The following is a 14,535-nucleotide window of genomic DNA, read 5'->3' as shown; positions in this document are numbered from 1 at the left end:
TGTGTCGTGCATTGGTGATACTAGGTTACCAAAATGGCAGCGCCCACCCGATAAGAAGGTCTTTACGGGCAGGCGCAACCTGATTAATACAGCGGATTCTGAATTAGTTTCTCATTTCGGTTCATCTCATCTTCCGCGATCGGCAGAAAGTAGAAACGTGGGTTCCATTCCCGGTCCTGGACTACAACCGGGGCATACGTACGGTTGGTGATGGTGCCGTCTGCCTGCATCTTGCCCGTTACTGCTACGCCTGTGGCATCCTCATAACCTACGTCCCCAATCATCCAGCGGCGCACGTCAAAGAAGCGCTGTTCTTCATAGGCCAACTCTATACTACGTTCGTTTCGGTAACGCTCCACCAGCGCCTGCCCACTTTCCGTAACTGGCGGCATGCCTGCTCTGGCACGCACTTCGTTGATATAGGTCTTGGCTTCATCCTCCTGACCCAGCCCTAAGCAGGCTTCCGCATAGTTTAGCAGGATCTCCGCATAGCGGAAGCGGCGGAAAGGCAGTGTCTGCTTGTTGTACTGGTGGTTGATATTTGGGTCGATGAACTTACGCAGGTAGTAACCGGTGTATGAGCCGTTCCAATCTTCAATTGGTCCTTTTCTGGTATCAAGTCCCGGCACCACGGTCCCGTCTGTTTTAGTATAATTACCTACCTGCACAATACCAATCGGGTCTGCCGAAACTACATCAGCAGGCCTTGGCCGCCAATGCGCTCCCTCGTACAGAATGCTGGCATAGAAACGTGGGTCGCGGTTCTCATACGGGTTCGCTTTTTCTGCCGGGTTATTCCAGCTAAACTCGGTGCCGTCAGCCATTTCATACCTGTCTACCAACTGGCCGATCGGGGAGCTTTCTCCCCAGTTGTGCCAACCATTAGGGCCGGTGAACAGACCAGGGTTCGGGGCGTCCCAGTTGCCATTACGGATGTTGTCGTTAAACTGCAGGAAAATGTCCTCCACGTTTCCGTTGTTGAGGAATAGGTTGGCGTAATTCTGCGTGGCTTCCTCTGCACTGGCCGGGTTCTCACCGCCATACAGGCTATACATGCCCATATCCATCACAGCCTTGGCAGCATCTTTAGCGGCTTGCCAGCGCGCCTGCTGATCGCCACTGGTGTAGCCTACCAGTTCGGGGTGCTCATAGCCTGGGGCCCAGGAGGCGCTGGTATTATGCAGGTCGCTGGCCGCATACAGCAGCACCCGCGATTTCAAAGCCAGGGCCGCTCCCTTGGTGGCCCGTGCTTTGTCGCCTGCTTCCGGCAGCAGTGCAGCCGCTTTATCACACTCTGTAACGATAAAGTTGATAACATCCTCATACGAGCTTCTGGCTACGGTAAAGTCATCAGACAATGTATAACTGTTGGTGATAATGGGTACGCCACCATAGAACGAGGCCAGCCGGTGATAGAAGTAGGCTCTCAGGAACAGTACCTCCCCCGTTAGCCTGTCTTTGTCGGCCTGGTTGTCGAAGGTAACGCCATCGATCTTCTCCATAAAAATGTTGCAGGCCCGGATGTTCTTATAAGTATTCTCCCATGTCATGTACCGCTCATGCGATACCCAGAAGCCGCTGCCAAACACACCCAGATAACTCGGCGTGATCTGGCTCTTGGTGACGTTAGCGGTTTCCCAATCGGCATTAAACTGTGCCTCGTCCACCAGATTGGCCAGCATAATAGTATGGAAGGGGCTGGGAATGCCCAGGTAAATGTTGTTCACAAAGGTCTCCACCAGTGCCGGGTCCTGCCACACTGCGGAGTCGGAGTACTTGTCTAAGGGTGTCTCCTCCAGAAAGTCCGTGTTACACGAACTCACTCCGGCCAGGGCTGCAACTAATAGTATGGAATATATTCTTTTTTTCATGATCGTAAATTAAAAAGTAACTGATATACCACCATTGATGATCTTCTGCAAAGGATAACCCTGACCGGAGCCGGAGCTGAGTTCCGGATCAAAGTCTTTGTAGTCGGGGCTGTAAGTCAGGAAGTTATAGGCATTCACGTACACTCGCATCTGCTTGATTCCCCAGTTTTGGGTAAAGCTTGGCAAGCTGTAGCCCAGCTCGATGTTTTTGAGACGAATATAATCGGTTTTGTGCAGCCAGTAGGTGTTGCGCTGGCCCACCCAGTACTCGTTGCTGCGGTTGAATACGCGCGGACCTGAAGCTGTAGGGTTTGCCTCTGTCCAGCGTTCGTCGTAAAAACTCTGCAGGAAGTTGCCGATCTCGCCTGACTCCGTGTTGATGTAGTTTACCGCACCCATTGCTCCTTGGATTAGCATCGACAGGTCGAAGCCTTTGTAGCCTACACGGGCAGTGAAACCTCCTGTCCAGGTGGGCACATTGCTCTTGTTATTACGCACCCGGTCCTTGGCGTCAATCACACCGTCTCCGTTCACATCCTCAAAAATAATGTCGCCGGGACGGGCACCTGACCAGTGCGGGTAAGCATCCACAGCTGCTTGGTCTGTAAAGATGCCAATGGCCTGGTAGTATAGTTCGTTGTCCGGGTTGTATGGGTCTGTCGGGATTGGCCGGCCGGTTGTAACCTGGTAATCCGGACGACCTGGTACTTCATCCCAGAAGATGATCCTGTTCTTAGCATAGCCGCCGTTCAGCCCCACCTCGTAGGTAAAGTCGTTGCCGGCCACGTTGTGGTAGAGCACGCTGAAGTCAAAGCCTCTGTTGCCGGATTTGCCAATGTTTTCAGGAGGCAGCGACATACCGGTAGAAGAAGGGATGGAAGCGTTTCTTCGCCAGAGGATATCAGAGCGCAGGTTATCAAAGTAGTCAAACGTAACAGATAAGTGGCTGTGCAGGAAATCTGCATCGAAGCCAATGTTACGCATGATGGCCTTCTCCCAGGTGGTATTTGCATTTGGAACGCCTGTTTCATACAAGGTAGGGTTGAGCGTGGCTCCGCCGTTCGAAACAAAAGCTGATCCGGAGCCGCCTAAGCCATAAGTGGTCAGGTAGGCATACTCTTGTAGCACATTGTTAAAGTATACCTGGTCATATCCGGTTTGGCCCCATGAAGCTCTTAGCTTAAAGTAGTCTACAGCACCAATATTGTCCTTCCAGAAGCTTTCTTCTGATATAACGTAGCCCAAAGACACGCCGGGGAAGAAACCGAACTTCTTGCCAGGTTCAAAAATGTAAGAACCCTGGTAGCGCCACACAAATTCAGCGAGGTACTTGTTCTTGTAGCCGTAGTTTACACGGCCAAAGTAGTTCAGGCGGGCATTCACACTAGCAGAACCACCATTTGTCAGGTAATTATCAGTGGCACCGGCAAACATCTGGTCTAAAGCGGTGGAGGTAAAGTTGCGGCGATAAGCACTAAAAAGATCATACCCACCGGTAATGCGTTCTAGGCCGGCCAAAAAGTTTACAGAATGATCTTCGGCAAACGTATGCTCATACTTTAAAAGTCCGTTTAACAGTATGCGTTGGTTGTCTTCCGTATCCTCGGTTAAGGCCGGGCTGTCAAAACCCTTCTTGCCTTTGATGAGTACCGGGTTTCCATTGGCATCCATGGTGCTGCCATCCCAGGAATACAAGTACCAGGGCGTCTGCCATAATTTGCGAAACCTAAAGCCCTTGTCTATTGCGGCATTACCGGTCACAGACAGCCCCTGTACCCACGGAATCTCCACGTTCAGCTTAAAGTTGGAATTTACTTCATAGCGTTTGTCATGGTCGTAGCCCGTTGCTTTGGTGCTCACTACCACCGGGTTATCGCCATACTCAATGTCCGGACCCGGCGTACCGTCGGGCCAGTAGGCTGGCAGAGTCGGCTTGCCCCGCATCACCATCCGGAAGATGCCGCCGGCACCGCGCGTAGGAAAATTGCGGTCTTCCATACGGCCGGAGAGGTCTACGCCCAGGCTAATGTTTTTAGTGATGTTGGCATCCAAGTTAGACCGGAAATCATACTGGTTATACTTGGTGCCGCTATTGAAATAGAAGCCATTCTGGCTCCGGGTGGTTAGGGCCACAAAGTACCGCATGTTATCGCTACCGCCTGATACCGATACGTTGGCCTGATTCTGGCCGGACCACGGTTTGATCACTTCTTTAAACCAGTCGGTGTTCGGGTGTCCCCAAGGGTCGGAGCCATCCTGAAACTGCTGAATATCTTCCTGTGTGAAGCGGGGGTCGTGGCCGGCATACTGGTCGATCTCGTTCAGCATGGTGGCATACTCCGCTGCGTCGGCCATGTCGGGCAGGCGGGTAGGGCGGCCATAGCCCTGGTTAAAGGAAGCCGTAATAGTTGGCTTGCCTGTTTTACCGCGTTTGGTCGTCACCAGGATTACACCGTTAGCGGCCTGTGCCCCGTAAATGGCAGCAGAGGCATCTTTCAGCACGGAAATACTTTCGATGGTATTAGGGTCCAGGCGCTCCAGTGAGCGGCCGGGTACGCCATCTACCACCACCAGCGGCTCTGAACTACCGAAAGAGTTGATGCCCCGGATACGGAGCTTGGCGCCATCGTAGCCCGGTTCCCCGCTGGAGCCCACGGCGGTCAAGCCCGGCAAGCGGCCGGCAAGGCTGTTGGTTACGTTTACAGTAGGACTTTTGGCGATCTCCTCGCCCTTTACAGCCGTAACCGAACCTGTTAAGGTGGCTTTCTTCTGCACGCCATAGCCTACTACCACCACTTCTTCCAATGCTTTGGCGTCGGTCGCCAGCTGCACATTAATAGTGGAGCGGTTGTTAATAGGTACCTCCTGTGATTGATAGCCAATATATGAGAAGACAAGCGTACCACTTCCATCCGGCACGTGCAGGGCATAACTGCCATCCACTGCTGTAGGTGCAGCTGTAGTTGTTCCCTTCAACAGTACGGTTACTCCAGGCAAGCCTGCGCCACTTTGGTCGGTTACCTTTCCGTTTATAATGGTGCCTTGCGCCTGCACCATACCAGCAGATACTAAGAGCAGAGGCAAAATAAGTAAATATTTCAACCTCTTGAGTAAACAGTGCTTCATAGGTTATGTATTTAAAAGTTAATTGGTTAGCAAAATAACAAGCAATGAAAATCAGTTAGTATGAGGAGCCTGCCTGACGGCAGTATAGTTGTATTTCTAATTATTGTAATTATAACACTTAAGCGCTTTTGTAAGGTTTTATCTTGCTGCATTACCTGAAGCATGCAGTAAGCACATGTTATAGAAAATAAAAAGATGTAACTACTGAAGCAGTAGCTTTGCTGTGCAACGTTTAGCAGGCCATGCGATAACGACCTTTATCATACTTAAGCTAACAAGCCTCTTACGCCCTAGCTTTTGGAAACAGCAGCAGTCTTATGCTTCTTATCTGCAACCTTTCGTGCAGATGCTGCTACTGATTATGCTTATATCCGGAACCGGAAATGCGAACTCAATTTCTTTTAAATAATTACCAGCTACCTTTATTAGCGCTTTGGTCTTAACTCAGAAGTATTTACCTGATTAAAGATATGCCTTCTGGCCTAAATAAAAAAGAATTTAGCAAAAAAAGTGATTAGTTACTTATAATGGGAAGTGAATAAAATCCGATTACGCTAACACCTGAATTTTGGTTGCTGCTTTTCAGTCGTAAATTGATTTGCGGTTTATACGCTATTTTACGTAGTTATCCGATGCGGCCCACTATTATATACTTGTCAGCGAATCAGGCTTGCCGCTGCTTTGCTGCCCTACTAATATGAAGCAGCTGCAGCTATAAAAGCAACGTGGCGCTTCTGTTTGACCAGAAGCGCCACGTTGCTTTATTTAAATATGAATCAGCTCATGTACCGCTAGACACCGGCATCAAGACTGCTTATATTATAACTTTCTAACTCCCAAACTAAAGTATATACTGGCTCAGGTCGCGGTTCTTCACCATGCCAGCCAGTTTCTCCTGCACCATAGCGCGGTCTACCACTATATGGGCATTGGCGCCAATCTTATCCGGCACGTCAAACAAAATATCGTTGAGCAGGCGACTCATCACCGTGTGCAGGCGACGGGCACCAATGTTCTCGACCTCTGCATTCACTTCAAACGCAATCGATGCAATCTCATCCAGCGCTTCGTCGTTAAACGTCAGTTCTACATCTTCAGAAGCGAGCAAGGCCACATACTGTTTGGTCAGGGCATTTTTCGGAAACTTGAGGATCTGATAGAAATCGTCTTTGGTGAGACTATCTAGCTCCACACGAATCGGGAAGCGGCCCTGCAACTCCGGGATCAGGTCGGATGGTTTAGCCACGTGGAACGCGCCAGCCGCGATAAATAAAATATGGTCGGTGTTGATGATGCCATACTTGGTGTTCACGGCAGAGCCTTCCACGATCGGCAGCAGGTCGCGCTGCACGCCCTCGCGACTTACGTCGGGGCCTCCGCCGCCTTTTTTGCTGGAGCTGGCTACTTTATCAATCTCATCAATAAAGATCACACCAGAGTTCTCTGCCTTAAAAATAGCTTCCTCTTTTACCTCGTCCATATCAATGAGTTTGGAAGCTTCTTCTTCCAGCAGCAGTTTACGCGCTTCGGCAATGGTTACTTTGCGCTTCTTGGTCTTTTTGGGCATCATGCCGCTGATCATCTCCTGGATGTTCATCATCGAAGCCTCATCCATTCCCGGTCCCATTACGCCTACGCCCGGCATAGCACTCTGTTGAAGACGTATCTCGATCTTGCGGTCTTCCAACTCGCCATTGCGAATCTTGATACGGAACTTCTCACGGGTGCGCTCATTCAGCTCATAATCTGTTTCCGGTATAGCGTTGGGATCAGAGGTGATGGACACTGGCGACGTGTTGCGGCCCTGAATCGGGGGAATCAGCGCATCCAGGATGACTTCTTCTACCATTTCGGCGGCTTTTTGCTTCACTTCCTCCTTCTTGCGCGTTTTCACCATGTTCACCGACTGCTCTACCAGGTCGCGCACCATACTTTCCACATCGCGGCCCACGTATCCTACTTCCGTAAACTTAGAGGCTTCAACTTTAGTAAATGGCGCGTCGGCAATCTTGGCCAGGCGGCGGGCGATTTCAGTTTTACCTACCCCCGTAGCCCCGATCATAAGGATGTTGTTGGGCACAATCTCCCGTTGCATGATGTCATCGGCATTCATGCGACGCCAGCGGTTACGCAGCGCAATGGCTACGTTTCGCTTGGCATCTTTCTGTCCGATAATATACTTATCCAGTTCCGCCACGATCTGTGCCGGCGTTAGTGATGCGATATTTTCTAACATGTTTTTTTCTCGTTTATAATTTCACCCGAGTCTGTAACAGCATAACAACTGCTGCGCCTCAGGGTTATGAACTACTCTTCTTTTTCAAAAATGTGCGGGTGTTGGTGCTTACGGTAATATAATGGGTGGCGCCGGACGGATGATAAAAAGCACTGCTGTAGTCCAGTTCAAAGCTCCGCACCCGCAACATGGCACCCACTGAAAACCCTGCCCCGCCCGCACTGGTATCCAGGCGCAGCTCTTTGCGGCGCAGGTGGTTATAGCCCGCCCGCACCTGAAAATTTTTACTGAACACAAACTCGGCACCTGCTACAAAGTGGCGGGCAATTTTATCACCCAGCTTTTTCTCCGGCTTCACCTCATTGCCGTTCTCATCTAATGTACCGGCAGCATTTGGGTCCAGGTACACGATGTCGAACTGGTAGAGGCGCTGCGCTGTGAGCGAAAGCCGCACCGGCATGTGCTCCGGCTTATAACTTACACCAAGCTGCGCATCAAACGGCATCGGCTGCCGTTCTGCCCCGTCAAAAGCCTTTGCCTGGTAGCCAACATTCTTAAATGCCAGCCCCACTGTAAAGTCCTTCTCCGGATGTTTGAATACCACGCCCGCATCGGCCAATACCCCGACTGCTTTGTTACCGGCTATACTGGATACGGCTACTTTGGCCGTGGTACCAATTGTGAAGGCATCCACCTGCTGGGCATGCGACAGGCTGAAAGTACAGTCATTCGCGTGGAAGCTGCCTTCTGCTGCTCCGGTGGGGTCGCGCTGCACAAAGTCACCATAATTCAGGTAATTTATACTTGCTGCCCAGCGGCCATACTTCCCTGTATTAAAAGCATAAGCTACGTTGCTCTGCCGGACATCTGCCAGGTAGCCGATATAGCTCAGGCTGACCTGGTTGTCCATCTCCTGCTGCAGCAGCGCCGGGTTAGCCCCTACCATACTTACATCGTGTGCGCCAGCCGTTACATTTACACCGCCCAAGGCAACCTGTTTAGCACTTTGGGGCAGCTCCAGAAACGTGAAACCCCGCTGCCCACCTACCTGCGCCTGTGCCGTGAGCGCGAAGGCCTGGAGCATACCAAGTATGAGCGCAGCGGTTTTATTCATACTTCCTGAATTACCTTCGTAGGGACAGGCACAACTTGTCTCTACATGATTGGCTTAACACCTCGATCATTCCGAACTGGCTTTCTCTTCTGTCACCACCAGCTTCAGCGGGTTCTTCACTTTCTCAGTCAGCAGCGCGATCTTCACCACGTCATCCACCCTATCCACATAATGAATGTGGAGGCCTTTGATATACTGCTCCGGTATTTCGTAGATATCTTTCCTGTTCTTCTGGCAAAGTATAATATCGGAGATACCAGCCCGCTTGGCTGCCAGTATCTTCTCCTTAATGCCGCCTACCGGCAGCACCTTGCCCCGCAGCGTGATCTCACCTGTCATGGCGAGGCGCGATTTTACTTTGCGCTGTGTGAACACCGAAGCGATGGATGTAAAAATAGCGATACCGGCTGATGGACCGTCTTTGGGCACTGCACCTTCCGGAAAATGGATATGCAGATCATACTGGTCAAACAAGCGGTAGTCAATATCCAGCAGGTCGGCATGCGCTTTCAGGTACGAAACGGCCGTCATCGCTGACTCCTTCATTACATCGCCTAGTTGGCCGGAGAGCGTCAGTTTGCCTTTGCCTTTGCTAAGTATAGATTCGATGAACAGGATGTCGCCACCTACCGAGGTCCAGGCAAGGCCAGTTACCACGCCAGCGGTATCAATGTCCTGATACATTTCCTTGTCGAATATCTCTGAACCAAGGCGCTTCACCACTTCCTCGGGCTTGATGGTGGTCGGGTACTCTTCTTCCATGGCCTTCAGTTTGGCCGTGTGGCGGATCAGCTGCCCGATCTTACGCTCTAAACTTCTAACGCCCGATTCGCGCGTATAGTCTTCTATTACTTTCTGGAGCGTCTGCTTGGGAACTTTTACGTCCTCTTCTTCCAGGCCGTGTTCGGTAATCTGCTTCGGCACCAGGTGCCGTTTCGCAATTTCCGTTTTCTCCTCCAGAGTATATCCCGTCAGCTCAATGATTTCCATGCGGTCGCGTAGCGCAGGTTGTATCGTATCCAGCGCGTTGGCAGTAGCGATGAAAAGCACCTTTGAGAGGTCGTACTCCACATCCAGGTAGTTGTCCATAAAAGTATGGTTCTGCTCCGGGTCCAGCACCTCCAGCAAGGCTGAAGACGGATCACCGCGGAAATCGGAGGCGATCTTGTCGATCTCATCCAGAATGATCACCGGGTTAGAGGAACCAACCTTTTTGATCTGGCTGATGATTTTGCCGGGCATAGCGCCCACATAGGTGCGCCGGTGGCCACGTATTTCAGCCTCGTCGCGCACACCACCCAGTGACATTCTAACATATTTGCGCCCCAATGCTTTCGCAATAGAACGCCCCAACGACGTTTTCCCCACCCCCGGTGGGCCATACAGGCACAGGATAGGCGCTTTCATATCGTTCTTCAGCTTCAGCACGGCCAGGTACTCCAAGATGCGCTCCTTCACTTTTTCCAGCCCGTAATGGTCGGCATCCAATATCTTTTTGGTGCGCTTCAGGTTGAAGTTATCCTTCGTATACTCATTCCAGGGCAGGTCGAGCAGGAACTCGACATAGTTAACGGCCACTGGGTATTCCGCTGCCTGCGGGTTAAGGCGCGCCAGCTTGTCGATCTCCCGCTGAAAATGCTTGGCAACTGGCTCGGGCCACTTCTTCTTTTTGGCGCGCTCCCGAAACCGCTCTACTTCCTGGTCTGGTCCCTCCTGCCCCAACTCATCCTGCAGCACTTTTATCTGCTGGCGCAGAAAATAGTCGCGCTGCTGCTGGTCAATGTCGGTGTGTACTTTGGTATGGATCTCCTGCTTGAGCTCCAGCAATTGTATCTCGCGCAACATGAGCTGCAGCAACTGTGTGCCCCGCTCCACGCCGTCGTTCACCTCCAGCAGTTGCTGTTTCTGGGCCACCTCCACGTTCAGGTTACTAGACAGGAAGTGTGTCAGAAAGCTGGGGCTATCGATATTGTCGAGCGCCACCTGGGCTTCTTGTGGTATCTCCGGGTTCAGTTTCAGCATTTTGCCGGCGGCATCTTTCAACGACTGCACCAGCGCCTTTACTTCTTTGCTTTTCCTGTCGAGCTTGGTTTCCACACACAAGCTCACTTTCGCTGTCAGGAATGGATCTTCCTGCGTTACTTCATCTATATTAAAGCGGCTGTGCCCTTGTATGATAATGGTGGTATTGCCATCAGGCAGCACCAGCATCTTGAGTATCTTGGCAACCGTACCTACGGCAAACAGGTCTTCGGCTACCGGATCGTCGGAGTTCGTGTTCTTCTGCGCTACTACCCCTATGATCTTATCGCCTTTATGGGCTTTACGCACCAGGCGCACAGATTTTTTGCGGCTCACGGTAATCGGCAACACCACGCCCGGAAAAAGGACCGTGTTACGCACCGCCAAAATAGGAAGTTCATCGGGCAGGTCTTCCGCAGCGGTTTCCTCGTCTGCGTCTGCCGTGATAATAGGGATCATCTCAACATCTTCTTCGCTGGAAAGGCCGCTGAGGAGCAGGTTTTGTAAAAAGTTGTTTCGTGTATAGTTCATAGTACGATTCAGTGCCACTTTGGCAGAAAGACACTTGTATAGTTCTCCGTTTTCCGCTCTCGCGTAATAGGTCAAGTCCTGTGCCAAGCCTCTGGGCCGGCAGTTTTGTCGTGCTACAGGCCGGTCGATGCCCGGCAGCTGTAGCATTTTACTAAAAAATTGTTCTTCAGAAGTATGCCACTTCAAAAATATAGTTAAAAATTAATATCTTTGGTCTTCAGGTAAATTTTAACGGCTGATGAAACGCTACCGCTTATTGGGGCTCCTGCTTTTGCTGACCTTGCTGCCATGGACAGGCCGGGCACAGCAGTATCAGCACATTCCATTGGATTCGTCGAACAATAACGGCCTGAAGGCACACAAGAAGGCTCCTGAACCTGAGCTTTATCTTAATTTTCCCAATTTAAATAAAATCCCTTACTATAACGACCATAAAAAGCTTGCAGCCATTCACAAGTTGGAGCGGCGCAGGCAGTATGATCGGGTGCTCCCCCTGCTGGAAAACTATGTGCAGCACTTCGGCATCGATAACTTTTACAAAGATACGTACTTGCTGTGGCACCTTGCCCAGTTGTATGAGCGGCAGGGCAACCTGGCAAAAGCCAAAGCACTCTACCGCCTGGTGCTCAAACATCACCGCACCGACGTGCACCGCGTATTCTCCTACTACGACTCGCTGGAGCAGAATACGAAAAATTATTATGTGCCGCTGGACTATTACTATGAGCTGGTAGAGTACCGCAAATCTATTTCTGCCTTTAAGCCTCCAAAAGGTGTTTACCTGAACATGGGCGAGGCCATCAATTCACCTGCTGCCGACTATGGTCCTACGCTGAACGGCGACGTGCTAATTTATACTTCCAAGCGCAACCTACAGGGGCTGAACGGCCGGGCCAACGAAGATCTATACTTTAGCAAGCAGCAAAACAGCTCCTGGCAGCAGGGGCAGTCGTTTGGCAAACCAATCAATAGCGTGTACAACGAAGGCTCAGCCTGCCTGAGTCGCGACGGCAACACTTTATACTTTGCCCGTTGCGAAGCCCCGGATGGATACGGCAACTGCGATTTATACATGGCCACCATGCAGCCCGACGGCACCTGGGGCCAGATAAAAAACCTCGGAGCGAACGTGAACACCAAAGCCTGGGACTCGCAGCCTACGCTGTCTGCCCACGAAGATACCTTATACTTCGCTTCCGACCGCCTGGGTGGCTTCGGCCTTTCGGACATTTACTTTACCTATAAAAACCGGTATGGCGACTGGGCTCCGGCACAAAACATGGGGCCGGTGGTGAACACCCGCGAAAGCGAGGTAAGCCCGTTTTTCCACCCGCTATACCAGGTGCTTTATTTCAGCTCGCGCGGCCAGTTCTATAACTTTGGCGATTTCGACATCTACAAGACATACCAGGTGCAAGGCCACTGGCAGGAGCCGCGTAACGTCGGGCCGCTGGTGAACGGCCGCGGCAGCGAGTACTACTTTTCGATAGATGCGGCTTCCAAAAACCTGTATTACGCCCGGTCCGAAGCAGACGATCTTGATAACCTTGACTTATACTCGTTCCCGCTGCCGATGGAGGCCCACCCGCTGGCCGTAACCAAAGTGGCGGGGGTACTTACCGACTCTGTTTCGCACAAGCCGTTATCGGGCGTTATTTCCATCATCGACCTGGACAACGGCATTGAGATCTCCTCCCGGTATATTCGCCCGGACGGCAGCTTTGAATTTGACCTGATCGACAACTCGCATTACATGATGCTCATCCGTAGCCCCGATTTCTTCACGATTGAACGGGAATTGGCGCTGCAACAGGACACCACCCTGCAAATTATGACCAGGCTGATCGACTATAGTATTCCAATGGTGTTTCAGAACATTGAGTTTGACCAGAACCAGTCGGATATAAAAGCTAGCATGGAGCTGGTGCTGGATGAGGTAGCGCTTTTCCTGATCGACCACCCGAATTATACGCTGGAGATAGACGGCCACACCGACAACGCCGGCGACCAGGACTTTAACCGCAGCCTGTCACAGGACCGCGCCGATGCCATCCGAAAGTACATTGAGCAGAAGGTTCACCTACCGCCGGGCCGCATTGTAGCTATTGGCTACGGCAGCAGTGCGCCCTTGCGCGAGGAAAAAACGGAAGAGGACCGGCGCATCAACCGCCGCGTGGAGTTTAAACTTATCAAGCCGCAAGAGGGCGCGCAGTAGCAGGCCGGACAGTAATTTTCGCAGTTGCCATGCATCACTCTGCTGTTTCTGACGTTTTAAAGGGAAATAAAATTCACCTATGCCCTTCACCGCTGCTCATCCTGCTTTTGTATTGCCCTTCCTGCACCGTAGCAAACGGTGGTTTTCTTCCACAGCGCTCATCATTGGCAGTATGGCTCCGGATTCAGAATACTTCCTCCGGCTTCAGAAACGCAGCGAGATCAGCCATTCTTCCATTGGCATCCTGGAATTTGACCTGCCTCTGACCTTGTTGCTGGCCCTGCTCTACCATGGACTGGTGCGTGACCAGCTTATCCAGCACCTGCCGCCCTACTTCAGGCGCCGTGCCCTGGCAGTTACTTATCAGGCCAACTACTTTACTTACCTGCGTCGGCACTGGCTGGCTTTCCTTGTTTCGGCTATCATCGGGGGTTTTTCGCATTTGCTGTGGGACAGCTTTACGTTTGACCGGGGCTTTATTGTGGAGCATGTGCCGCTGCTGGAGCACGTGGTGTCGGTGGCAGGAATGAAAATGCAGCTCTGCCGCCTGATACAGCACCTGAGCTCTGTCGTGGGAATTCTGCTGATTCTGCTTTATGTGCATCGGCAGCCTACTACCACCTTGGCAGACGCGCCGCATCCGTGGCTGGCCTTTTGGCTAATTATTAGCCTGGGTGGGCTCCTGTTTATGTTTTACCACATCATGATGCTGCACCATGTGGAGCTCGCCACGCTGGTGATAGCCATCCTAAGCGGCTGCCTGCTGGCGATGCTCTTTGCCAGCCTGTTTTATACTTTAAAACAAAGCATCCTGCACCAGAAAGAGTGAGGTTATGAGTTGTTGCCTCACTCTTTCTGATGCAGGATGCTGCCCTAAAACGTTATTTTCTTCTCCTGTTCATCCTTCTGAAGCAGAATGCTTTCGGTATCGCCTTTGTAGTTGACGTTCACAATGTTCATCTGGTCTCCAAAGGTATCCATTAGGAGGGCATTCTTCACGTACAGCTGCGATAAAGCAGTCTGCTTAACGGGCACCTCCACATACAGCCATACGGCATTGTCCTCCGCTTCGGAGCCCAGCAGCGTAAAGGTAAGTGGCTTGCCCGGCTCCAGCGCAAAAGCCAGTGTGCTGTGCAGGTAATCGGCTAACTGTTGCGTTATTTTACTATCTGCGCGGCTGTAGTGCACCGTTGTTTTAGCACGTCCTGACAGAGCCTTCTCCAGGTCATCGGTAAACACTTTTACAGCTACCTCCAGGCTCTGTGTGCGCGGGTTATACTTTATATCCGTAATGCTGGTGTGGTAGTTATGCGCAAATGCAGCTCCTGTGCCCATGCAAAGCAGGAGTAGCACTGAAAGCAGGAATTTATACATCATACTTCTGATTTTTGGTTAACAGCTACACCCGGTTGTGCCCGGC

The 14,535-nt window shown here is 51.5% G+C and carries 8 protein-coding genes; 2 read left to right on the top strand and 6 right to left on the bottom strand.

Annotated features, from left to right (window positions below; translation table 11 throughout):
* Nucleotides 1–83: 83 nt before the first annotated feature.
* The 5 genes from ABDW72_RS07635 to lon all read right to left on the bottom strand — a co-directional run bounded on the left by ABDW72_RS07635 (nucleotide 84) and on the right by lon (nucleotide 10,900).
* The gene (locus ABDW72_RS07635; RefSeq protein WP_347157928.1) at nucleotides 84–1,871 is read right to left on the bottom strand and encodes a RagB/SusD family nutrient uptake outer membrane protein; all 1,788 of its coding nucleotides are present in this window, start codon (nucleotides 1,869–1,871) and stop codon (nucleotides 84–86) included.
* A gap of 9 nt (nucleotides 1,872–1,880) precedes the next feature.
* Nucleotides 1,881–4,928, bottom strand: coding sequence for a SusC/RagA family TonB-linked outer membrane protein (locus ABDW72_RS07630; protein ID WP_347157927.1), 3,048 nt, complete (start codon nucleotides 4,926–4,928; stop codon nucleotides 1,881–1,883).
* A gap of 910 nt (nucleotides 4,929–5,838) precedes the next feature.
* Nucleotides 5,839–7,233 carry an ATP-dependent protease ATPase subunit HslU gene (gene hslU / locus ABDW72_RS07625; RefSeq protein ID WP_347157926.1) on the bottom strand — a complete coding sequence of 465 codons (1,395 nt, stop codon included), beginning with the start codon at nucleotides 7,231–7,233 and terminating at the stop codon, nucleotides 5,839–5,841.
* 64 nt (nucleotides 7,234–7,297) lie between these two features.
* A complete protein-coding gene (porQ, locus tag ABDW72_RS07620) occupies nucleotides 7,298–8,347 on the bottom strand; it encodes a type IX secretion system protein PorQ (RefSeq protein WP_347157925.1) in 1,050 nt (349 codons plus the stop codon).
* Between the two features lie 66 nt (nucleotides 8,348–8,413).
* Nucleotides 8,414–10,900 carry an endopeptidase La gene (lon, locus tag ABDW72_RS07615; protein ID WP_347157924.1) on the bottom strand — a complete coding sequence of 829 codons (2,487 nt, stop codon included), beginning with the start codon at nucleotides 10,898–10,900 and terminating at the stop codon, nucleotides 8,414–8,416.
* A gap of 238 nt (nucleotides 10,901–11,138) precedes the next feature.
* Here lon and ABDW72_RS07610 point away from each other — a divergent pair, with 238 nt between their 5' ends.
* Nucleotides 11,139–13,115 carry an OmpA family protein gene (locus tag ABDW72_RS07610; protein WP_347157922.1) on the top strand — a complete coding sequence of 659 codons (1,977 nt, stop codon included), beginning with the start codon at nucleotides 11,139–11,141 and terminating at the stop codon, nucleotides 13,113–13,115.
* 79 nt (nucleotides 13,116–13,194) lie between these two features.
* Nucleotides 13,195–13,944, top strand: a complete 750-nt coding sequence (locus tag ABDW72_RS07605; RefSeq protein ID WP_347157921.1) for a DUF4184 family protein — start codon at nucleotides 13,195–13,197, stop codon at nucleotides 13,942–13,944.
* A 44-nt stretch (nucleotides 13,945–13,988) separates the two neighbouring features.
* Here the strand turns inward: ABDW72_RS07605 and ABDW72_RS07600 are convergent, their stop codons facing one another.
* Nucleotides 13,989–14,492 (bottom strand): DUF6702 family protein, encoded by a 504-nt coding sequence (locus ABDW72_RS07600; RefSeq protein ID WP_347157919.1) that lies wholly within the window; start codon nucleotides 14,490–14,492, stop codon nucleotides 13,989–13,991.
* Between the last annotated feature and the right edge of the window lie 43 nt (nucleotides 14,493–14,535).

The organism is Pontibacter chitinilyticus, from assembly GCF_039748935.1.
Lineage (GTDB): Bacteria > Bacteroidota > Bacteroidia > Cytophagales > Hymenobacteraceae > Pontibacter > Pontibacter chitinilyticus.
The sequence above is the reverse complement of the archived record's forward strand: the minus strand, read 5'-3'. Positions and strand labels throughout refer to the sequence as shown.